Origin of the sequence: Neptuniibacter sp. SY11_33, from assembly GCF_047778025.1 — a bacterium.
Taxonomy (GTDB): Bacteria; Pseudomonadota; Gammaproteobacteria; order Pseudomonadales; family Balneatricaceae; genus Neptuniibacter.
In genome coordinates, this window is record NZ_CP180543.1 from 1258896 (window position 1) to 1279666 (window position 20771).

The window sequence follows — 20771 nt, forward strand, 5'->3', positions numbered from 1 at the left end:
ATCAGTTTCTTGCGAAAAATGTGTTCAGTTATTGTTGGAATATTCCCAACCATGGGATGCTGTATAAGCCCATTCCAATAATGATTGCGCCCGAAATATGTTGAGTCAGGCGTTTCTGAAGAATTTGTTTAACTTGTTGGGCCAGTACACCGGTTAATAGCATGGCGGGTAAGGTACCTAAGCCAAACGCAGCCATTAACTGTGCGCTCGTCTGCCAGTCGGATGCTGCTGAAGCCCAAATTAAAGTGCTATAAACCAAGCCGCATGGCAGCCAACCCCATAGTCCACCTAGCATGATCGCTTGTCCGATATTTCTAACCGGTAGAAGCTTACTAGCAGCGGGACTAATTTGTTTCCACAGCACACCGCCTGCTCTTTCTAGGTGGGTTAAACCTTTCCACCACTGGGCAATGTATAGTCCCATGAAAATCAGCATCAATCCGGCAAAACTGCGAAGTACTAGTTGCAGTACAGGGTCGGTTAACAACCAACTAAGGCTGCCTAAAATTGCGCCTGCAGTTGCATAGCTAATAATACGTCCAGAGTTATAGCCGAGTAGAAGTAGGAAGCCTTGACCGCCCTTAGGGGAACTAAGGGAGACGGTGGCAGCAATGCCACCGCACATACCTAAACAATGTGTACCACCAAGCAAACCTAATAAGAATGCTGTAGGTATGACAAGTGCTTCAGTCATTGCCTTTGTCAGTCGGTTTTACTTTTGCATCATCTGGAATCAGATCTTCGTCATCATCATAGAGAATGCTATGTGCAGGGCTGTCTAGATCGTCGTACTGGCCGTTGTTAACGTTCCAGAAGAAAGCCCAAATCGCAAAGCCAATTAACAAGATGGCAATGGGGATCAGCAGGAAAATTATATCCATTGAAACTACATAACCCTATTTTTCAAATGTGCTTATTCTACCTGATTTTGCATAACCGCGTCAGGCTTAGCCGACCGGGTATCCTGATCTCTGTCATGAGAATGGGCAGAACCTCGGGTTAATTTGTTCAGGCGCATCGCATTACCGACAACAACCAATGAACTTGCCGACATACCGATCGCAGCCATGTATGGTGCAATAAAACCAAAGGCAGCTAATGGTAAGGCACTTAGGTTATAGCAAAGTGACCAAGCTAAGTTCTGCTTAATAATTCTTTGAGTCTTTCTCGCTAGCAAAATGCCATCTGCTAGACGCGATAGATCGTGGCTGATCAGTACGCCATCCGCATTAGTTTTTGCAAGATCAGAAGCACCGCCCATAGCGATAGACGTCTGTGCACCTGCAAGTACAGGGATATCGTTAATACCGTCACCCACCATAATTACATGAGCGCCTTCTTCTTGTAGTTTATTAACATGAGCAAGTTTCTCAGCAGGAGATACGCCAGAGATTGCAGTATCTATGCCGAGGTGACTCGCTACTTCTGCTACCGCTGAAGAGTTATCGCCTGTCAGCATCTCACAGCTAAGCCCCATCGAGTGGAGAATCTCTATCGTTTGTTTGGCTTCACGGCGAATCTGGTCATTGAGGCGGAACCAAGCAAGCGCTTGAGTTTCATTACATAGAAGCAACCATTGCCCACTTGTTTCAGGTAGTGATGGCTGACTTTGCCTTAGAATCTCGCTAGCGTAATCAGGTTTACCAATACGGTATCGCTGATTATCGATCACACCTTCGATGCCTTGACCTAGCGTCGCTTTGATCTCGGTTGCTACCAGATCACCGTGCTGATCATGGAACGCTTGTGCAATTGGGTGTTCACTATGCTTCTCTAGCGCTGCAGCAAACTTAGTACAGGCGTCTTGATCATGATCTGCTAGAGGAACTACTTCCTGAAGACTTAGATTGCCCTCGGTTAGCGTGCCTGTTTTATCGAAAACAACATGAGTTGCCGTCGAAAGGCTTTCCAGAACATGGCCTCGGGTAATCAATAAACCGTTTTGGCGCAGTGTACCTGTGGCTGCAGTTAGAGCTGTCGGAGTAGCCAACGACAGGGCACAAGGACAAGTCACTACCAGTACTGATAGGGTTATCCAGAATGCATGAGCCGGTTCAACGAAATACCAGCCTGTCGCTACAACGGTTGCGGTGACTAAGACAGCCGCTACAAAATAGCTAGCAACTTTATCGGCAATCTGAGCAACTTTAGGTTTATCTTCTTGAGCGCGATCTAGCAGGCGAACAATGGCTGATAATTTGGTTTCGTCGCCGACCTGAGTGATTTTAATCGTGATCGGGTTTTCAACGTTAATCGTGCCGCCAACAACCTTATCATCGATATCTTTACGAATAGGAAGATATTCACCGGTCAGTGCTGCTTCATCAACCGAGCTGCTTCCGGCAATAATAATGCCATCAGCAGGGATCGTATGACCCGGTTTTACCAATACAATATCGTCTAACTTTAGCTCTTGAGCGGGTACTAATTGCTCCTCATTATCGACTAGTTTGATAGCACTTGCCGGTAATAAATTGAGGAGCGCGTTACCGGCTTTACCTGTTCTATGGCGGGCCTGCATTTCTAGATAGCGGCCAATCAATAGGAAGAAGGTAAACATAGTCACTGAGTCGTAATAGACTTCACCGCTATTCGTAATGGTTGCCCAAACACTGGCTAAATAAGCTCCCCCTATCGCGATGGAAACAGGAAAGTCCATTGTTAGGTGTCGAGTTTTCAGGTCCCTTAGCGCTGCGATAAAGAAAGGACGTGCAGAATAAAGGATGACAGGGGTCGCAATGACTAAACTAGCCCAGCGGATAAAGCTGACATACTTATCTTCCATGCCCTGTAGAGCACCGCCATAAAGTGCGATAGCAAACATCATTGTTTGCATCATGCCAATGCCGGCAACACCTAAACGGCGAGTCGCACGTTTACGTTCTTGTTCTAAGAGCTGCTCTTCTTTGTCTGGGTGGTAAGGGTGTGCTTGATAACCAATTCGGTAAATTTCAGCCATTATTTTGCTGAGTTTGGCTTGGGATTTATCCCAAGTGATACGAGCGCGGTGATTGGTCAGGTTGACCTTAGCTTTACTTACGCCCTCGATATTACTGATATGGTGATCTAATAACCATACGCAAGCTGCGCAGGTAATGCCTTCGATAACCAACGTTGCTTCAGCACTGGATTCATTGGCTTTGACGAAATTGCTTTGCACATTTTCGTCATCGTAAAGCTCAAGTTCTAGAAGCAGTGTTTCCGGAAGGTCCTTGGTGTTCAGCTCCGGCGAGTAGGCTGCTTCAGTTCGATGTTTGTAATAATTGTCCAAGCCACTATCTACAATAGTTTGTGCGACTGCTTGGCAGCCTGGACAACACATATCTCTGCTTTCACCGTTAATTACAGCGCTGTAGTTACTACCCGGGGGGATAGTAAGGCCGCAGTGGTAACAGTCAGCAGACTTTACTGAGTTAGGATTGCTGCTCATTGTTCGTGGGCAGGTTTAAACTCAATAGTGTTCTGATCGTAAGGTGGATGTGCCTCTGCACGTAGATTCCAGTTGCGGGCTTCATCCTTCAGGATCAGATAGCGCTTACCTTGAAGCAGGCTCTTTAAACTACCTGTATAGGCTTCAGTACCAGGAACTTGCTTAAGCAGAATATTCTGATCGTATTGTTGGTGGGTAGGGTGAATGATACTGAGATTTAGGAACTCTGGAAGGTAACCGCCTTCGCTCTTGAATTTCAGCATTAGGTCGCCAGTTGTATTATCGAGATTTAACTGACCGCTAACGCCAAGGTCGATCGCTTCTTGAGACTGACTTTTATCTACAAAATGGCCACGGGCGACTTTGTAGTAGTCATCTTTTACCAAGCCGTCATGTGTAACGATGGAAAGGTAAAGGTAAAAAGTTCCGTAAAAAACTACGGCAATAATTGGAGATAAAATAAACCAAAGCCAAGGTTGTTTGTACCATGGGCCGGGGATGTTGTTGTCGCTGTCACTCATGTATCAATACCCAAAAAAAAACTGTCGTATCCAAAACTGGAACACCCAGTTTCAGACCGACAGCTATTCTACCTTATTTCTAAAAGAAGGGGCCTAGAATTTATTCTAATCGACCCTTCTTTTGACCTAGCGCTTAGGTGCAGGACCAATAAAGCGGTTTTCCTCTTCAATGACAATGTCGGAATTGTCCGTTGCTATCACTTTGAAGGTGATATTGTTATTGGCTTTGCTTAGGTATTTTTTCTTGATATTTAATCTAATTGGCAGATCGATCAGTTCACCTGCATTGATAGTGACTTCAGATTTTCCAATATATTCAAGGCCTTCAAGACCTGTGACAGATATAGTATAGCGATGGTCAACTTGCTCTTTATTGGCAAGTTTTAGGGTGTATACGTTCTCGATGACTCCGGAAGTGACTTCGTTATATAGCTGCCCTCGATCCCGAAGAATATCGACTTCTAACGGAATTCGGCTATAAACGGTGTACGCAAAAACGACACACATTGCACAAAGAACGACAAAGTAACCGATTAGTTTAGGGCGCATAATATGCGTTTTGTTGCCTTCTAGCTGATGCTCAGTTGTATAGCGCACAAGGCCTTTTTCGTAACCAACACGTTCCATAATGTCGTCGCAGGCATCAACACAAGCTCCACAAGCGACACACTCATACTGTAGACCGTCACGGATATCGATTCCTACTGGGCAAACATAAACACAGTTATAGCAATCAATGCAGTCGCCTAAGCCTTCGGCTTTGTAGTCTGAGCCTTTTTTACGTTTACCTCGACTTTCACCGCGTTTCTCATCGTAAGAAATAATCAGCGTGTCTTGGTCGAACATAACCGATTGGAAACGAGCGTAAGGACACATATAGATACATACCTGCTCACGTAACCAGCCAGCGTTGCCATAAGTCGCTACAGCGAGAAAGCCTAGCCACCACATCTCCCAAGGGCCTAGTTCGAAGCTAAAGATGCTTGGGATAAGCTCGCGAATCGGAGTGAAATAACCGACGAAAGCAACAGCGGAAATGATAGAGAAAGCGATCCATAAAAAGTGTTTAGCGCTTTTCCTAGCTAATTTTTCTTTGCTCCAGCCTTTGGATTTATCAAGTTTCATTCGCTTGTTGCGATCACCTTCGGTGAAGTTCTCTATCCAAATATAGATCCAGGTCCAAACGAATTGCGGGCAAGCATAGCCACACCATAATCGACCGGCAAACACAGTAAAGAAGAAGAGGGCAAAGGCAAGAATGATTAGGAGCCAAGACAGTAACATAAAGTCTTGCGGCCAGAAGGTGCTACCAAATACATGGAATTGTCGGTTGGGCAGGTCAAACAAAACTGCCTGTCTGCCATCCCATGTGATCCATGAGAAGCCAAAGAACATCAATAGCATGATAAAGCTAGAGGCTTGGCGTAAGGTTTTAAAGATACCTTTATAGTTCTTTACATAAATATGCTCTCGTTTGGCATATAGATCGTACTCTTGGGATTTTTTCTTGCTCTTGGGTGTGACATCTTGAACCGGTATCTGATTCATATCGTTGCTCACATACTCACCAGTGAAAGTTAAACTCAGCAGAACTAATACGCTCACCATGTATTAGCAAAGTTGAATATTATAATAGATCCTCAAAAAAAAAGGCGACATGATCTACATCATATCGCCTTTATTTTAGTTCAACTATCTAATTACTTTTTAGATAGGCTGTAAACATATGCAGTGATCAGGTGAATCTTCTCATCGCTTAGTAGGTCTTTATGAGCTGGCATTACACCATTACGACCAACACGGATAGAGTGAGCCACTTTCTCGAAGCTACCACCGTACAACCAGATGTCATCAGTTAGGTTAGGTGCACCTAGGATAGGTAGACCTTTACCGTCAGTACCGTGACAAGCAGTACATAGCGCTTGGAATTGACCTTTACCGCGAGCTGCGCCTTCAGCATCAGCTTCTGCACCGCTTAGAGATAGTACGTAGTTAGTTACATCACGTACGCCTTCTTCGCCAAGTACAGCGCCCCAAGGTGGCATGCCGCCGTTACGACCGTTAGCAATAGATGCTTTGATTGTCTTCTCATCACCACCGTACAACCAATCGTTGTCCGTTAGGTTAGGGAAGCCGTGTGCACCAGTTGCTGCTGTGCCGTGGCATAGAGAGCAGTTGTTCGCAAACATACGCTGACCCATTTTTAGGCCTAGAGCGTTGTCCGGGTGTTGTAGCTCTTCTGCAGACTTAGCTGCAAACTCAGCAAAGATTGGCTGGTACGTCTTTTCAGCGTGAGCCATCTCTTCTTCCCACTGGCCAGTAGAAGTCCAGTTTAAAACACCTGGAAAGCTACCTAAGCCTGGGTACAGAATAAGATAAACGATGCCGAAAACAACGGTGCCCATAAACATCTGGAACCACCACTTTGGCAGAGGATTATCGTATTCAGCAATGCCATCAAATTCATGGCCTAAAGTTTCTTCAGTTGTATCTTGGTGCGGTTGGCTTTTGCGAGTAGCAATCAGCAGCCAAGCACAACCAAGAATCACAGCTAGGGTAATCACCGCTACCCATGCGCTCCAAAAAGCACTCATTTTTCAATTCTCCCGTCACTGGCCTCGGTATTGTCCGGTTTCATCTCGTCTGCCTCGTCAGGTTCGTTCAGAGGCATATTGGCTGCATCGTCGTACTTGTCTTTATTTTTTGGGTTAAGTACCCAAACAAATAGCGCCAAGAACGTAATCAGCATGATTACCGGTATATAAGGACCATAAACTTCGTAACTCACGCGTTACTACCGCTTGTTCGTGTATTCAGAATGCATTTTACCCAGTGCCTGCAGGTAAGCTACAACGGCATCGATCTCGTATTTACCCTGAACTTCTTTCTGGGCATTTGCGATCTGTTCGTCAGTGAAAGGAACACCGACAGCGCGTTGTGCTTCAAGCTTCTTAGCTGTGTCTGCACCGGTTAGTTTGTTTTCAAACAACCATGGGTAAGAAGGCATCTTAGACTCAGGTACAACGTCACGAGGGTTGTACAAGTGAGCGCGGTGCCAATCATCAGAGTAACGACCGCCTACACGAGCTAGGTCTGGACCTGTACGCTTAGAACCCCATAGGAATGGGTGCTCCCAAACGTGCTCATTCGCAGTTGAGAAGTGACCGTAACGTTCCGTTTCAGCACGGAAAGGACGGATCATCTGACTGTGACAAGTGTTACAACCTTCACGGATGTAGATGTCACGGCCTTCAAACTCAAGCGGAGTGTAAGTACGTAGGCCTTCAATTGGCTTAGTAGTAGAAGTTTGGAAGAACAGAGGAACGATCTCTGCTAGGCCACCACCGCTGATTACGATGATGATAAGCAGAATCATCAGGCCAATGTTCTTTTCTATCGTTTCGTGTTTGATCATTTCTATCTGCTCCTATGACCTTAAGCTGCCTGTGCAGAAGCTTGAGCTTCTGGTGCAGTGCTGCCTTTACGAACAGTCTGCCAAGTGTTGTAGGCCATCAGAATCATACCAGTTAGGAAGAATACACCGCCCAACCAACGAACAAAGTAACCAGGGTGAGAAGCTTCTAGTGCTTCTACGAAGCTGTAAGTCAACGTACCGTCAGCGTTAACTGCACGCCACATTAGGCCCTGTAGAATACCGTTAACCCACATCGCGCAGATGTATAGAACCGTACCTACTGTAGCTAGCCAGAAGTGAGTGTTGATAAGACCAACGCTGTACATCTGAGCTTTACCGAATAGGCGAGGGATCATGTGGTAAACCGCACCGATAGAGATCATTGCAACCCAACCCAATGCACCAGCGTGTACGTGACCAACAGTCCAGTCAGTGTAGTGAGACAGCGCGTTTACTGTCTTAATAGACATCATTGGACCTTCGAACGTAGACATACCGTAGAAGGAAAGAGATACAACAAGGAAGCGAAGAACTGGATCCGTGCGAAGCTTATGCCAAGCACCGGATAGAGTCATCATACCGTTGATCATACCACCCCAAGATGGAGCAAGAAGGATCAGAGACATTACCATCGCTACAGACTGAGTCCAGTCAGGAAGCGCTGTGTAGTGAAGGTGGTGACCACCAGCCCAGATGTATGTCGCGATCAACGCCCAGAAGTGAACGATAGATAGACGGTAAGAGTAGATTGGACGTTCAGCTTGTTTTGGTACGAAGTAGTACATCATACCTAGGAAGCCAGCTGTCAGGAAGAAACCTACAGCGTTATGACCGTACCACCACTGGATCATCGCATCTACAGTACCGGAGTAGATGGAGTATGACTTCCACATAGAAACAGGGATAGCCATGCTGTTTACGATGTGTAGAACAGCTACAGTGATGATGAATGCCATGTAGAACCAGTTACCTACGTAGATGTGAGATGTCTTACGCATCTTCACAGTACCTAGGAATACAATAGCGTATGCAACCCACACGATAGTGATTAGCAGGTCGATTGGCCATTCTAGCTCAGCATATTCTTTGGAAGAAGTTAGACCTAGCGGCAGAGTAATTGCTGCTGCAAGGATAACTGCTTGCCAGCCCCAGAATGTAAACGCTGCAAGGCCATCAGAGATCAGGCGGCGTTGGCTGGTGCGTTGAACTACATAGTAAGACGTTGCAAACAGGGCACAGCCGCCGAATGCAAAGATAACTGCGTTAGTGTGCAGTGGACGTAGACGACCGTAAGTCAACCACGCTGTATCAAAGTTTAGTGCTGGCCAAACCAACTGTGCAGCAATTAGGACACCGACGGTCATACCGACGATACCCCAAATTACTGTCATGATGGCGAACTGGCGCACCACTTTATAATTGTAGGTGGGGTGTTCAGTTGCTGTGCTCATGTCAGGCTCTCATCAACAAGCTATTTATGGAAATTTTGAGTTTCGCAGGCAATTATCTTGGAATAAGGCCTTATTTTCAATGTGTTTAGGTCATTCAATGAGGCATTTTGTCGCAGCTGCGAAATTTCTACCTAGGTATTGTTTGCTTGATACTTTAAGGTTGGGGTGTTTTTTAACTTAATGAAATATAAGGAATATTTTTTATAGGTTGTAATCCTTTGTTTTAAAAAGAGATATAATTTTGGCGTTTTCTGTCGTAAAAAACGTCGCATTTTGTGCTGCACAGAAAGGCTTTTCTCAGCGTTTGTTGATTCAAGTCAACTTTGAAACGGCGGTAAAACTCATTTTTTAAACTGATTTAGGGGCTCTTTGTGTTAATCGATGGTGATCCAATAGTGGGGAAAGTGATATTTGCGCATGGTGCAGGTGCACCGATGGATAGTGAGTTTATGCAAGATATGGCAGTGCGTTTAGCTAAGCTGGGTTTACAGGTTGTGCGCTTCGAGTTTCCTTATATGCAGACAATTCGGGAAACAGGCAAGCGACGTCCGCCAGATAGAATGCCTAAATTGCTGGAGTACTTTACGCAGTTTATAGATGAGCAAGCAATGGATGAGCAGCCTCTTTATTTGGCGGGTAAATCTATGGGGGGGCGGGCTGCTTCAATGCTACTGAGTCATCCAGCCGTAAGTGCCGGATTTGTTTTCGGTTATCCTTTTCATCCACGTGGAAAGCCAGATTCGTTACGTGTTGATCATTTGAAGGATTTGTCGAAGCCTTTATATATATTTCAAGGTGAAAGGGATCCAATGGGTTCACTTCCTGAAGTTACAGAGTACAATTTGCCGCCATCTGTTCATGTGCATTGGTTTGAGGATGGTGATCATGACATCAAACCGCGTAAGGCTTCAGGTTATACGCAAATTCAGCATATGGACCATATCGCTCAGATTATCGGGAAACAGTTAAATTGACATACTTTAATCGACTGGTTTTACAGTGTCGTTCAGGCTTCGAGAAAGAGGTCGCAGGGGAGATTACTGATCAGTGCTCTACTATCGGTCTATACGGATACTGCACCTTAGAGTCTGGTCAGGGTTATGTAGAGTTTCATTTACAAACTCCAGGTGATGCTGAGCGGGCTGTAAATGAAATTGATTTTAATAGTCTGATTTTTGTAAGGCAGTGGATGATTTGCGGTGATTGTCAGGAATTAGAACGGGATGATCGCATTTCGCAGCTACAACTAATTCTTGATGATTTTCCTGATTGTACTGATCTCTGGGCAGAATACCCTGATACAACAGATGGTCGTGAGTTGGCGACATTTTCGAAGAAGTTCAGTTCGGCTTTGGCGCAAAAGCTACGTAAAAGCGGACGCTTAAAGAAGAAAGCGAATAGTAAAGGTAATCGTTTGTTGCTGTTCGTATTGTCTGGCAGTGAAATGTTTGTGGGTTATGCGCCTGTGAATAATTCAGCGCCTTGGCCATTAGGTGTCCCACGACTGAAATTCCCCAAAAAAGCACCAAGTCGCTCAACGTTGAAATTGGAAGAGGCATGGCACTGGTTTATTCCACGTGATGATTGGGATCAGCGAATCCCTCACGGTTCAACAGCAGTTGATCTGGGGGCTGCACCAGGTGGTTGGACCTGGCAGTTGGTTCAGCGCAGTATGTTTGTTACTGCCGTTGATAATGGGCCGATGCAAGATCAGTTGATGGAATCTGGGCAAGTGACCCATGTTCAAGAAGACGCTTATAAATTTATACCAGCGCAGCCTGTTAATATGATGGTGTGTGATGTAGTCGATAAACCGATTAAAACTGCGGGAATGGCAGCGGATTGGGTGATCAACGGTTGGTGTGATGAGGCTATCTTCAATCTGAAACTACCAATGAAGCAGCGTTATCAAGAGGTTGTATCTTGTTTAAATCTGATTGCTGAAAGGTTTATGCAGGAAGGCTTAGCTTATGAGTTATCGGCTAAACACCTTTATCACGACCGTGAAGAGATAACCTGCCACCTTAGAGTGCTATAGAAATACAGCGTTAAGATGGCAGTTCAGCAACTTAGTGTTCGAAAACGGTGACTTTTTCTTCTGTTTCCAGCATGGGGTTAATTGTCGCCATCATTTCCTGGCGTTCTGATGATGTCGACCAGCGCTGCCAGTCTTGTAAGGTTCGGTAGTTTGCTACGACTAAACGGTGGTTTGGATCTCTGGTGTTTTTCAGTGCCTCGCCAGAAATAAAGCCGTGCGCTTGCATCGCTAATTGTAGCGTTTCTCGTGCAGCTTTTTCATAGTGTGCGCCTAAGTCATCGGCAATATGTCGTTCGATAAGTACTCGAATCATATGATCTCTCCATCTAAAACTACGTTCCACACATATAGAATGGATTATTTTTATTTTAAAAGCGACTTTAGTTGCTTAATTACTGATTAAATGACTTTTGCTGTCATGGGTAATTTGAGACAATACGCATCTTTCTGCAAGAGATAAAACATGACGGACATCAAAGCCGACCATATTCTTGATGCAAAGGGCCTATACTGCCCTGAGCCTGTTATGATGTTGCATAATCATGTTAGAGATATGCTGGCAGGGGAAGTGCTGCATATTTTGGCAACTGACCCTTCCACTCAGCGTGATATTCCTAAGTTCTGTACGTTTTTAGGACATGAATTGGTTGAGCAGTATGTGGAAGAGGACCTTTACGGGTATTACATTCGTAAGGGTGAATGATGTCTGTGGATGTTGAGCAGATAAGTACTAAAACTAGGCAATTAATTGATCAATTGGAAAATATGCTGGATACAGCGGAGGCGAATTTGACTCAGTCAAAGCAAGTTTTCCAATCAGAGGCTAACCAGGTGAATGACGTAGTAAACAAAACGCCAAAGGCGAAATCCAAAAACCGTGCTGCAAATATGGCTGCTCTGCAGCAGTTGATGGAAGCGTATCCTAAAACCTTTGATCGTAAAAACGTTAGGCCTCTAAAAATAGGCATTCAGGAAGATCTTGTTGCTGACGAAAAAGTCGCTAAGAACAAAATCAAACGTGCTCTTGCGAGCTATGTTCGTTCGTTGAACTACTACCGTTCCCTGCGTGAAGGCGCTGAGCGTATCGATATCAACGGTGAGCCTGCTGGCGTTGTGACTAAAGAAGAGTCAGATCACGCGAAAGGTAAGCTGAAAGAGATAAACAAAGTACGTCAGGAAAAGCGCAAAGAGCAAGAGCGTGAAGAGCGTATGAGCAAAAAGCTCGAAATGCTGGTAGGTCGTAAGTAAGTCCTACAGTAGATACAAAAAAACGGCGGTATATACCGCCGTTTTTTTATGTTTGGAATATGCTTACCAAGCCCCTAAGCTTTACTTAAGGGTTTTGGTGTACCGTGAAGGTAACCTTGGCTACCGTCCACATTCAGCGCTTCAAGGGTTTGTAGCTGACTTTCTCTCTCTACGTGTTCCGCGTAGGCTTTGATCTCAAGGCTGTGAGCTACGCTTATAAGGCTGCTAACAAAGAAGCGGTCTTCATCATTCTGATCGATATTGCGGATCAGAGAACCGTCAATCTTAATGTAATCAGGTTGGATTGAGTAAAGGTAAGAGAAGCCGCTAGGGTGTATGCCGAAATGGTCGACACCAAACTCTGCACCAATAGATTTTAGAGCCTTACGGAACTCTAGAATGCCTTCAATATTGTTCAGTACGCTGGTTTCATCCAGTTCGAACAGAACTTTAACGCTTGGGCTTATAGTTTTTAGCTTATCAAGTAACCATGTTCTAAAGTTTTCACTGCTCACAGCCTCATGGCTCAAATTTATAGTCAGCGGGCAGGCGATCTTCTCATGTTGTTCTAGCGCTAGTTCGATTACAGCTCGGTCCATCTCAGGCATTAAACCAAGCTCTTTTACAACGCTGATGAACTCACCGGCTGAAGCGGGTTGGTTATCCTGATTAAGAATACGTGCAAAGATCTCATCCTGGATCGGCATTGAGCCCGGCTTTTTGCTAAACACGCTTTGAATCTGTAAAAAGATTTGGCGCTGATTGATCGCGTTAGCAACGTGTTGTTTCCAGTCGGATTGCTGCGGTTGAGCGGCGGTTTTTTCTGAAGTGTTGAACTGTTTCCACAGTACATTTGATTTCTCTGCTTCATTACTCGCTATGCGAGCTTCAGATAGAAGCTGGCTACTGTTGCTTTCATCGTTACATTCGCAGCTACCGATACTGATTATTGAGCCTTCGATATCTTCGCCCATTAGCTGTGTAAGGTGTTTCCGACTTTCCTGATCAAGTTGTTCCAGTTTGAGTTTCAACTGGTCGGTGTCGATTGTATTAACCAGCAGTATGAAGTCTGCGCCGGTCACACGACCAAGTACGCTCTGATCAGATCCGCGTGCAAAGTCTTCTAGATGGCTGGCTAAGTGTTTCAACAAATTGTTGGTTTTATCCATACCTATCTGCTGGTTAGTCTCCTGCAGGTTGCATAGGTGGATATTAAATAGAGTGCCTCTACCAAAATCTTTACGGTAATCAAGGCGTTCAGCTAATTGCGCTTCCGTCGCACGCTGATTTGATAGGCCCGTTAAGCTGTCTTGGTAGGCGTTTCTACGTAGCTCTTCAATATTGCGGGCTTGCTCATCGAACATTACCTGTACTTGCTTAACCATGCGGTTCATTGCTTGTACTACACGCTTAAGTTCACGTGTGCCCGGTAACTTTTCTTGCTCTAGATAGCGCTTTTCAGACAGAGCGATAGCTTGCTGTTCTACGGAGTGTAATGGTCTTAGCAAATATCTAATCAATGAGCTAATAGCGAGTAGGCATAGAATAGATAAAGAGATAAACAGGATGATACTATCTTGTGCGCCCTTCCAAAGCTTATCGTAAGCATAGCCAGCGCTACTTTGTACGTAGATTTTACCCACTTGTTGCCACTGGTGAGTTACTTCCCTGAACATAGAGGGCGGTGTTATCTGCACCATTGACCTGAACCACTCAGGTACTTCTTCGCTGATGGTTTCTTTAGTTTTTTTCTCGAATAGAATTTCTTCATCTGCATTGGTTACGATAATGCGCTGGTAGAAACCGCTGTCAAAAATAGCGTTGACGGCTGTTTCGATAGTTGCACTATCGTTTTCAGCCATATAAGGGGCAAGGTAAAGGCCTAAATGGGTGGCAGAATCCTGCGCATGTGACTCCAGTTGATCCTGAAGAACAGAACGCGAGCTTTCTGACATTATGTAAAGGGTGCCAGAAACCAAACCTATAAGTACCGCAAAAATCGCGGCGATAAGTTGGTTAACCAGTGACATAATAGATACTCCTCATCATTAAACCTACCTTAGGTTAATGTCATTGTTTTCAATACGAGATTGCAGTTTTACCCAAGGCTTTAATCGGTCGGATGTTCCTACCAACGTAGTTCTGCGGCCCATTTTTGAGAGCCATAGTTTATCACCATTAAAGCTATAAACGTGTAATAGGTCTGTACGCTTGGAAGCAGGCAAAATTTCGCCGTTAATATTGTCCAGAACTAAAGGGGTTGCACGTGGCTTGGGGTAGTACGTTAATACCATATGGGCTTGGTTGTACTCCAAGGCTTTAACGTAGGCTAAATTCATTTTTTCTACGGGTACACCCAGCTCTTTGAGTGTGTAGTATTTTGCTATGCTGAAATCTTCGCAATCACCGCCGTTAGTGATTAGAAATTCTACGGGTGTAGCCCAGTAATCTTTCTTTTTCCAGTGCTTGATGTCATCGATAAATCGAACTTGGTTAAAAAAGTTGTTTACGCGTTCTAGCTTGTGGCTTTCGCTCTCATTGGCTAATTCAGTTAATAAACTCTGCCAAGTTTCGAGTCGACGTTTTGCTTTTGCGCCGTATTTATTCCCCAGCTTTTCAATATCAGCTTTGCTCAGGCGCACGCTTTCAGCATCTACTTGGGTAAGCAGAAGGGCTGAAGCAAACAATAACAATACAAAAAATGCTGTATTGAACGGTAAATTGTTACTGTGCTGTTTTGATTTAAAGGCTGGGTTCAATGTCCAATCCGTAGCTCAAAAGCGGTTAGTCTTTCTGTGTCGGCATCATGCCGCAATTTTTTAAGGTTTTCTGCCAAGCTTCTGTATGTTTGTCCCTAGCGCGTTGGTAACTCAACCAAATGCCATGAGGTGCTGTTTTGGACAGTATAGTGGTTGAATAAGTTTCCATTGATTGTGGAATGGATACTGATAGTACTGTGTAATTTTGCAGTAATTGCTGGTTAAGGTCGAGCCATTGGGAGGCATATCGATCAGTTTGAGCCAAATAAGGTAAAACTTCACCTATATAAAATTTATAAAAAACGTTTTCTAGAATACGTGCCGTTTGATTTGGACTTTGGTTTCTACATAGCGGGTTCTTAGGCGAATTACGTTTCTCTAACAAGCGTGTAGCTTGAGTAAGATGGTAGGTCAGGACTTCAAGCGAGCTGATAATTGCTGGGCCAGATCGATTACTGTGTAAGATTTTGAAGGCTTGATTTAAGCGATCTTCATTAGGTTTTATTATGCCTAATGTATCAAGGCTATTTGCGGTTAAATTTACAAGTGTTCTTAAGGCTTCGATACTCTGTTGACTGCTGCTGTTATCAACTAGAGGTAAAGCTGTTTGCGAACGGCTGAAATTGGCTTCTATTTCTGGAGCAGTAAAAATCCCATTCCATAATTCTGCAGGTAAATTATCACGTTTAACACGATAGATGGCGTTTACTTTTTGTAGTAGTTCAGTGTCAATCGCGCTGTCGTATCGCAAAGATTCTCGGCACTGGGTCAATAAATGATAGAAATTGAGTTCATATAGTAATTTTGTTGATGGCTTGGCTACTTTGCCAAGAGAGCTATTGCGTTCTGCGATTAGAGGTAGCAGATGACAACGTTTTAATTTCAGAACGTCTAAAAGGCCTTCACGGATCTCTGTGGTTTTAAGTCTTCGATCGCGTTTAAGCGGGAATTGCATCCTTACGTCAGGGATGTATGGCTGAGGTTGATCCAAATCGAGGGTGTTGCTTAGACGATAAAGATAATTCTCCAATACTAGTTCAGGTGTATCTCGGCTACATCCGCCAATGGATATTAGTACGATGATAAGAATAGAGAACCGTTTTAGCATAACTTGGTTAACGATGTTGGGCTTGGCTGAGCATTTGGTTGCTTTTCCAGTGTAAACGAGTAATTAACAGTATAGCGCCAATGGTTAAGCCAATAAGTAAGCCAATCCAGAATCCTTTTGGGCCCATCGCTGCAGTAATCAAATCTGTTTTGCCTAAAATATATCCAGAAGGAAGGCCAATGAGCCAATAGGCGATAAACACTAACATGAGTGGAATAACAGTATCTTTGTAGCCCCTAAGAGCACCTGAGCATGTTATTTGGATTGCATCTGAAAACTGGAAAAGGGCTGCAATAATGATCAAAGTGCTGGCGATATCAATGATCTGAATCTCTTGGGTATAAAGCTCGGCAATAGGCGTTGCAAAAAGAGCCATCAGTGAAGAGCTGAAGATCGCTAGGGTTAAAGTGATAATCAAGCCTGTAACTGCGCTGAATTTGGCCGCTTCAGGTTTTTTCGCCCCGAGTTGATGGCCAACGCGTATGGTGAGTGCCAGAGATATACTTAAAGGCAGCATAAAGATTAGGCCGGTAAAGCTGATTGTGATCTGGTGAGAAGCGATCATGACCTCTCCAAGATCTGCCAAAAGCAGGGCGATTACCGAAAACATACTGACTTCAATTAAAAGGGCGATACCGATGGGTAGCCCTAGCTTTAAAAAGCTTTTAAGTGCAGATGGCTCAGGTAGAGACCAGCCTGAGAATGGTTGGATCACAACGAAGGTTGGGGATTTGGCCAGATAGATGAGCGCGCTAAAGAACATAACCCACATAACAATAGCTGTTGCCCAGCCGCACCCTACGCCTCCTAATTCTGGAAAGCCAAATTCGCCATAGATAAATGCATAATTCAGTGGGATGTTACATAAAAGCCCAAGAATTGAAATTTTCATAGCGGGCTGAGTTTTACCAAAACCTTCAATATAGCTGCGGATGAGTTGATAAAGCAGAAGGGCAGGGAACCCCCAGCTTATAGCCGCTAGGTATTCTGTAGTTAAATTTGCTAGTTCTTTCTCTACGCCCATGATAGCTAGAATGGGGTCGCAGTTATGTAGGGTAAAGGTTGCGAGCAAGCTTAATATGGCGACTATGATTACGCCCTGATGCAGTGTTTCCGAGCTTGCCTTTTCGTTATTGGCACCGACGAGATGCGCAACCATGGGCGTAGTGGCCATTAAGATGCCTTGGCTAGCAATAAAAATGGGTAGCCAGATACTTGACCCTAATGCCACTGCTGCTAGATCTGTAGCACTGTAACGTCCGGCCATCAGCGTATCGACAAAGCCCATAGAGGTTTGTGCTACTTGAGCGATCGCTATAGGGAAGCCAAGGGTAAGAATTATTTTGATTTCTTGTAGACGTTTCAGGGGATGATCCTTAGATACAACTGAAAGAGGCGGAATGAAGTTTTACAGCTTTTCTTTAACTTGTGCTGGCTTTAAGTATACCGCGATGAAACGCAGATGGATTAAATCTTAGGGTAAAAATTAAGAGCTTAATCACCTAACAAGTTGTTAAAAAGGCGGATATGACGGCCCAACACTTACCGATTAGTCGAGTCTTAGACTATTGTTGAATCCTTTTTGGTCAAAAAAACATCAAAAAATACACAGATGGAATTGAATTAACACAAAGCAACGCTATGATCAGATAATCGGAAAAGACGTGGCTGCTTTAATGTTGCGGCAAGGAAACTCTTGGCCTAACTCTTTCAATGCTGTCGGTTTTTTCTTTTTTAACAGCTTCAAGCAGGAAATCTTTCGTTGCTTTGGCTGATTTTAATTATCCAAAAAAGGGTTTTGAAAGATGGCAACAACTGGAACAGTTAAGTGGTTTAACGACGAAAAAGGCTTTGGTTTTATTGAACAGGAAGGCGGTCCGGACGTATTTGCACATTTCAGTGCAATTCAGGGCGACGGCTTTAAAAGCTTAGCTGAAGGCCAAAAAGTAGAGTTTACTGTTACTCAAGGTCAAAAAGGCCCACAAGCTGAAAACATCGTTAAAGTTTAAGCTGTTGCTACGGGATTAAGATCCCGTCCTGCACATTATTTAAAGGCAAGCCTAGGGCTTGCTTTTTTATTGCCTAAAAATTGTAACGGTTAATGGGTGCTACTTTCCAGAAGGGTTAGGATCTGTAGTGCTTCTTCTCTGTTTTGACCACAAAACTCTTCTTCAGGTGCAAAGTTAGCGCAAGCTTTTGGTCTTCGATCTGTACCAAAAATTTTACATCGATTTTGCTGATCTAAATGTTTGCAGCGTTCGCCGGCAGGTTTGTTCAAGCTGGTGATGCTTGGCGCAATGCAGCAGGCACCGCAGTTTTCTCTACATTGCATGGTAACGTCAGAAAAAGTGTAGGTGAAATAAAAAAGCCGGTCATAAGACCGGCTTTGGGATTGGCTCTATATCATTATAATTATATTTGATTAGGCAGCGGTGCCTTGATCTTGCAGGCTGTTATCAGCCTGCAGTTGTGTCTTTTTTATAGTATCAAGCCCCAGCGTAGATAAAGTGCGCTCACGCACGCTATTTAATAACGCTGCATCTTGAGTCAGATCCTGACCGTAAGATGGGATCATCGCATAAATCTTGTCTTGCCACTCTTGTGAAGCAAGTTTATCAGCGAAGCATGTTTCCACGATGTTAATCATCGTCTGGACTGCAGTTGATGCGCCTGGTGAAGCACCCAGTAGCGCAGCAAGCGTACCGTCTTCAGCCGAGATCACTTCGGTACCGAATTCAAGCTTGCCTTTACCGTTCTCATCTTCTTTGATGATCTGTACACGCTGACCTGCGTAGGAAAGTTCCCAGTCTTCATCTTTTGCATCAGGGAAGAAGTTTCTTAGTGCGTCTACACGAGAACTGTGAGACTGCATTACTTCGCTGATTAGGTACTTAGTAAGGTCCATGTTATTCATGCCTACAGAAAGCATCGGCTTGATGTTGCCAAGGTTGATGCTCAGTGGCATGTCGAAGATAGAACCTTTCTTCAAGAACTTAGTCGTAAAGCCAGCAAATGGACCAAATAGTAGTGCTTGTTCACCGCCGATAACTCGAGTATCCAAGTGAGGTACAGACATCGGTGGAGCACCTATAGGCGCTGTGCCATAAACTTTAGCCAAGTGCTTGTTAACGATTTCTGGTTTGCGGCAAACTAGCCATTGACCACTTACAGGGAAGCCGCCATAACCTTTACCTTCGGAGATGCCTGCTTTCTGTAGCAGTGGTAGTGCGCCACCACCTGCGCCAAGGAATACAAACTTAGCGTTGATAACTTCTTTATCGCCGGTTTGGTCATTCTTTAGGGTGATCGTCCAGTTCTTATCTTGGTCTTGCTTCAGATCTTTTACTGTACGGCTTAGTAGAAGTTCGAAACCATCCTGAGCTTCTAGGAAGTTCACCATGTTGCGGGCTAGAGAGCCAAAGTTAACGTCCGTGCCGTAAGCAACGCGAGTTGCTGCAACTTTCTCGCTTGGGTCACGGTTTTCCATGACCAGTGGCATCCACTCTTTCAATACAGCGTGATCTTCGCTGTATTCCATATCCGCAAACTGGTGCGTAGCACTTAATGTCTCATAACGATTGCGAAGGAATTCTACGTTCTTCTCACCCCATACAAAGCTTTGGTGTGGTACAGGGTTAATAAATTGAGAAGGTTCAGGAAGGGCGTTTTGTTCTACGAGGTATGACCAGAATTGCAAGCTAACTTCGAAAGAGGCGTTAATTGCGAAAGCTTTAGTGGCATTGATCGTGCCATCTGGCATTTGTGGCGTGTAGTTCAATTCACAATATGCCGCGTGGCCCGTACCGGCATTGTTCATGCCATCTGTACTTTCATGGGCGACATGATCTAGGCGCTCGATCATGCTGATTTTCAGGGAAGGATCTAGCTGCTTGAGCATGACGCCAAGGGTCGTACTCATAGCTCCCGCGCCGACTAGCAATACGTCTACTGATTTTGTGGTCATAGGAACTTCGCCATTTTAATAATAATAATGGTTTGTGAAGTAGCTGCGGGGATGGGGGCTTGTGGCCGCAACAGTCATGACTTTGGTGAGTCAGCTGTTATCACCCGAGACTTCTTTGTTCTGCAACACCTAGAACATAATTTTATGACATTTTCTGGAGGTTGCAGGATGTTTGGCGCGAATTATACGGATTCTGTCGGCAATGTCTTGGTAAATAAGGCCAAAGGAGTTAGCAATTCGGATTAGATTAATTCTAAAGTATTACATATTTTGGCATGGCTACTGTCGTACGAAGTAATGTTTGCGGCCTTTGTGTATATAACTATTCTCTAAAGTTATTAAAGATGGATATAACCGATCTCTTTTATTTACTTCTCAGTTCCGCTCGACTAGTCTGCCTCCGAATCTAAAAAGTCTAAATCAGGAGCGCCTATATGGAAGATATTATTGAGTTACTACAAGAACGTAATGTCGAAGTTCCTGTGCCTTTAGATCTACCTGATGAAGACGATCTTGTTGAGATCGAAGAGCAAATTCTGATCTCGCTTCCTGATGAATATAAACATTTTTTACTTGAAGTAAGTGATATTGTCTGTGGCTCCATCGAACCCGCCACTGTTGCAGATCCAAGCTCTCATACCTTTCTGCCTGAATTAGCAGCCACTGCTTGGGATATAGGTATGCCTCGTGAATATATTCCGATTTGTGAACATGCACATGGCTACTATTGCATTACCCAAGATGCAGCTATCTTGCTTTGGCAGCACGGTGATACTATCGAAGATGAGTGGCCATCGATCTGGAACTGGGCCAAAGATGTTTGGCTGGAGAGTTAAT

General features: G+C 44.4%; 22 protein-coding genes. 6 read left to right on the top strand and 16 right to left on the bottom strand.

Translation table 11 applies throughout. The features are described 5' to 3' along the window. Window positions 1-28: 28 nt before the first annotated feature. The 9 genes from ACMXYV_RS05790 to ccoN form a co-directional block, all read right to left on the bottom strand. Window positions 29-694: a sulfite exporter TauE/SafE family protein gene (locus ACMXYV_RS05790; protein WP_415890823.1), complete on the bottom strand. Its 666-nt coding sequence runs from the start codon at window positions 692-694 to the stop codon at window positions 29-31. Then, window positions 687-881 carry a cbb3-type cytochrome oxidase assembly protein CcoS gene (ccoS, locus tag ACMXYV_RS05795; protein ID WP_415884061.1) on the bottom strand — a complete coding sequence of 65 codons (195 nt, stop codon included), beginning with the start codon at window positions 879-881 and terminating at the stop codon, window positions 687-689. Before ccoS ends, ACMXYV_RS05790 begins: the two co-directional genes overlap by 8 nt. Window positions 882-913: 32 nt before the next feature. Continuing rightward, on the bottom strand, window positions 914-3430 hold the full coding sequence (locus ACMXYV_RS05800) for a heavy metal translocating P-type ATPase (protein WP_415890824.1): 2517 nt from the start codon (window positions 3428-3430) through the stop codon (window positions 914-916). Beyond that, on the bottom strand, window positions 3427-3951 hold the full coding sequence (locus ACMXYV_RS05805) for a FixH family protein (RefSeq protein WP_415890825.1): 525 nt from the start codon (window positions 3949-3951) through the stop codon (window positions 3427-3429). The genes ACMXYV_RS05800 and ACMXYV_RS05805 overlap by 4 nt, the downstream gene beginning before the upstream one ends. Before the next feature lie 126 nt (window positions 3952-4077). After that, the gene (gene ccoG, locus ACMXYV_RS05810; protein ID WP_415891425.1) at window positions 4078-5499 is read right to left on the bottom strand and encodes a cytochrome c oxidase accessory protein CcoG; all 1422 of its coding nucleotides are present in this window, start codon (window positions 5497-5499) and stop codon (window positions 4078-4080) included. Between the two features lie 152 nt (window positions 5500-5651). Continuing rightward, entirely contained in the window at window positions 5652-6545 is an 894-nt protein-coding gene (gene ccoP, locus ACMXYV_RS05815) for a cytochrome-c oxidase, cbb3-type subunit III (protein ID WP_415890826.1), read from the bottom strand. Further along, window positions 6542-6739, bottom strand: coding sequence for a cbb3-type cytochrome oxidase subunit 3 (locus tag ACMXYV_RS05820; RefSeq protein ID WP_415884065.1), 198 nt, complete (start codon window positions 6737-6739; stop codon window positions 6542-6544). Before ACMXYV_RS05820 ends, ccoP begins: the two co-directional genes overlap by 4 nt. A gap of 6 nt (window positions 6740-6745) precedes the next feature. Beyond that, the gene (gene ccoO, locus ACMXYV_RS05825) at window positions 6746-7363 is read right to left on the bottom strand and encodes a cytochrome-c oxidase, cbb3-type subunit II (protein ID WP_415884648.1); all 618 of its coding nucleotides are present in this window, start codon (window positions 7361-7363) and stop codon (window positions 6746-6748) included. A gap of 23 nt (window positions 7364-7386) precedes the next feature. Continuing rightward, complete coding sequence (ccoN, locus tag ACMXYV_RS05830; protein ID WP_415890827.1) at window positions 7387-8817, bottom strand: cytochrome-c oxidase, cbb3-type subunit I; 1431 nt, start codon at window positions 8815-8817, stop codon at window positions 7387-7389. Window positions 8818-9188: 371 nt separating this feature from the next. Here ccoN and ACMXYV_RS05835 point away from each other — a divergent pair, with 371 nt between their 5' ends. Both ACMXYV_RS05835 and rlmM read left to right on the top strand, forming a co-directional pair. Beyond that, window positions 9189-9791, top strand: coding sequence for an alpha/beta family hydrolase (locus ACMXYV_RS05835; RefSeq protein WP_415890828.1), 603 nt, complete (start codon window positions 9189-9191; stop codon window positions 9789-9791). Further along, window positions 9788-10855 (top strand): 23S rRNA (cytidine(2498)-2'-O)-methyltransferase RlmM, encoded by a 1068-nt coding sequence (gene rlmM, locus ACMXYV_RS05840; RefSeq protein WP_415890829.1) that lies wholly within the window; start codon window positions 9788-9790, stop codon window positions 10853-10855. Before ACMXYV_RS05835 ends, rlmM begins: the two co-directional genes overlap by 4 nt. A 31-nt stretch (window positions 10856-10886) precedes the next feature. Here the strand turns inward: rlmM and ACMXYV_RS05845 are convergent, their stop codons facing one another. Continuing rightward, window positions 10887-11168 (bottom strand): antibiotic biosynthesis monooxygenase family protein, encoded by a 282-nt coding sequence (locus ACMXYV_RS05845; protein WP_415890830.1) that lies wholly within the window; start codon window positions 11166-11168, stop codon window positions 10887-10889. A 150-nt stretch (window positions 11169-11318) separates the two neighbouring features. Between ACMXYV_RS05845 and tusA the strand changes: the two genes are divergently transcribed. Together tusA and ACMXYV_RS05855 are read left to right on the top strand one after the other, a co-directional pair. Continuing rightward, window positions 11319-11558, top strand: a complete 240-nt coding sequence (gene tusA, locus ACMXYV_RS05850) for a sulfurtransferase TusA (RefSeq protein ID WP_415890831.1) — start codon at window positions 11319-11321, stop codon at window positions 11556-11558. Beyond that, a complete protein-coding gene (locus ACMXYV_RS05855; protein ID WP_415890832.1) occupies window positions 11558-12103 on the top strand; it encodes a ProQ/FINO family protein in 546 nt (181 codons plus the stop codon). Before tusA ends, ACMXYV_RS05855 begins: the two co-directional genes overlap by 1 nt. A gap of 74 nt (window positions 12104-12177) precedes the next feature. On the opposite strand, the gene ACMXYV_RS05860 is transcribed toward ACMXYV_RS05855, so the two are convergent. The 4 genes from ACMXYV_RS05860 to ACMXYV_RS05875 all read right to left on the bottom strand — a co-directional run bounded on the left by ACMXYV_RS05860 (window position 12178) and on the right by ACMXYV_RS05875 (window position 17258). Continuing rightward, the gene (locus ACMXYV_RS05860) at window positions 12178-14133 is read right to left on the bottom strand and encodes an EAL domain-containing protein (protein ID WP_415890833.1); all 1956 of its coding nucleotides are present in this window, start codon (window positions 14131-14133) and stop codon (window positions 12178-12180) included. A 24-nt stretch (window positions 14134-14157) separates the two neighbouring features. After that, window positions 14158-14796, bottom strand: a complete 639-nt coding sequence (locus ACMXYV_RS05865; RefSeq protein ID WP_415891426.1) for a transglutaminase-like cysteine peptidase — start codon at window positions 14794-14796, stop codon at window positions 14158-14160. A 91-nt stretch (window positions 14797-14887) separates the two neighbouring features. Next, complete coding sequence (locus ACMXYV_RS05870; RefSeq protein ID WP_415890834.1) at window positions 14888-15970, bottom strand: DUF3080 family protein; 1083 nt, start codon at window positions 15968-15970, stop codon at window positions 14888-14890. A 7-nt stretch (window positions 15971-15977) separates the two neighbouring features. Then, window positions 15978-17258 (bottom strand): MATE family efflux transporter, encoded by a 1281-nt coding sequence (locus tag ACMXYV_RS05875; protein WP_415890835.1) that lies wholly within the window; start codon window positions 17256-17258, stop codon window positions 15978-15980. A gap of 517 nt (window positions 17259-17775) precedes the next feature. On the opposite strand from ACMXYV_RS05875, the gene ACMXYV_RS05880 reads away from it, so the two are divergent. Then, the gene (locus tag ACMXYV_RS05880) at window positions 17776-17979 is read left to right on the top strand and encodes a cold-shock protein (protein WP_415890836.1); all 204 of its coding nucleotides are present in this window, start codon (window positions 17776-17778) and stop codon (window positions 17977-17979) included. 89 nt (window positions 17980-18068) lie between these two features. On the opposite strand, the gene ACMXYV_RS05885 is transcribed toward ACMXYV_RS05880, so the two are convergent. Continuing rightward, a complete protein-coding gene (locus ACMXYV_RS05885; protein WP_415890837.1) occupies window positions 18069-18248 on the bottom strand; it encodes a Fe-S-cluster oxidoreductase in 180 nt (59 codons plus the stop codon). A gap of 144 nt (window positions 18249-18392) precedes the next feature. Then, the gene (gene mqo / locus ACMXYV_RS05890; RefSeq protein ID WP_415890838.1) at window positions 18393-19934 is read right to left on the bottom strand and encodes a malate dehydrogenase (quinone); all 1542 of its coding nucleotides are present in this window, start codon (window positions 19932-19934) and stop codon (window positions 18393-18395) included. 434 nt (window positions 19935-20368) lie between these two features. Here mqo and ACMXYV_RS05895 point away from each other — a divergent pair, with 434 nt between their 5' ends. Then, on the top strand, window positions 20369-20770 hold the full coding sequence (locus tag ACMXYV_RS05895) for an SMI1/KNR4 family protein (RefSeq protein WP_415890839.1): 402 nt from the start codon (window positions 20369-20371) through the stop codon (window positions 20768-20770). The last annotated feature ends 1 nt before the right edge of the window (window position 20771 follow it).

Excerpts from the sequence above, each read along its gene's own strand:
- ACMXYV_RS05790 (WP_415890823.1), bottom strand. The coding sequence starts at position 694 with ATGACTGAAGCACTTGTCATACCTACAGCATTCTTATTAGGTTTGCTT.
- ccoS (WP_415884061.1), bottom strand. The coding sequence starts at position 881 with ATGGATATAATTTTCCTGCTGATCCCCATTGCCATCTTGTTAATTGGC.
- ACMXYV_RS05800 (WP_415890824.1), bottom strand. The coding sequence starts at position 3,430 with ATGAGCAGCAATCCTAACTCAGTAAAGTCTGCTGACTGTTACCACTGC.
- ACMXYV_RS05805 (WP_415890825.1), bottom strand. The coding sequence starts at position 3,951 with ATGAGTGACAGCGACAACAACATCCCCGGCCCATGGTACAAACAACCT.
- ccoG (WP_415891425.1), bottom strand. The coding sequence starts at position 5,499 with ATGAATCAGATACCGGTTCAAGATGTCACACCCAAGAGCAAGAAAAAA.
- ccoP (WP_415890826.1), bottom strand. The coding sequence starts at position 6,545 with ATGAGTGCTTTTTGGAGCGCATGGGTAGCGGTGATTACCCTAGCTGTG.
- ccoN (WP_415890827.1), bottom strand. The coding sequence starts at position 8,817 with ATGAGCACAGCAACTGAACACCCCACCTACAATTATAAAGTGGTGCGC.
- ACMXYV_RS05845 (WP_415890830.1), bottom strand. The coding sequence starts at position 11,168 with ATGATTCGAGTACTTATCGAACGACATATTGCCGATGACTTAGGCGCA.
- tusA (WP_415890831.1), top strand. The coding sequence starts at position 11,319 with ATGACGGACATCAAAGCCGACCATATTCTTGATGCAAAGGGCCTATAC.
- ACMXYV_RS05855 (WP_415890832.1), top strand. The coding sequence starts at position 11,558 with ATGTCTGTGGATGTTGAGCAGATAAGTACTAAAACTAGGCAATTAATT.
- ACMXYV_RS05860 (WP_415890833.1), bottom strand. The coding sequence starts at position 14,133 with ATGTCACTGGTTAACCAACTTATCGCCGCGATTTTTGCGGTACTTATA.
- ACMXYV_RS05870 (WP_415890834.1), bottom strand. The coding sequence starts at position 15,970 with ATGCTAAAACGGTTCTCTATTCTTATCATCGTACTAATATCCATTGGC.
- ACMXYV_RS05875 (WP_415890835.1), bottom strand. The coding sequence starts at position 17,258 with ATGGGCTTTGTCGATACGCTGATGGCCGGACGTTACAGTGCTACAGAT.
- ACMXYV_RS05880 (WP_415890836.1), top strand. The coding sequence starts at position 17,776 with ATGGCAACAACTGGAACAGTTAAGTGGTTTAACGACGAAAAAGGCTTT.
- mqo (WP_415890838.1), bottom strand. The coding sequence starts at position 19,934 with ATGACCACAAAATCAGTAGACGTATTGCTAGTCGGCGCGGGAGCTATG.
- ACMXYV_RS05895 (WP_415890839.1), top strand. The coding sequence starts at position 20,369 with ATGGAAGATATTATTGAGTTACTACAAGAACGTAATGTCGAAGTTCCT.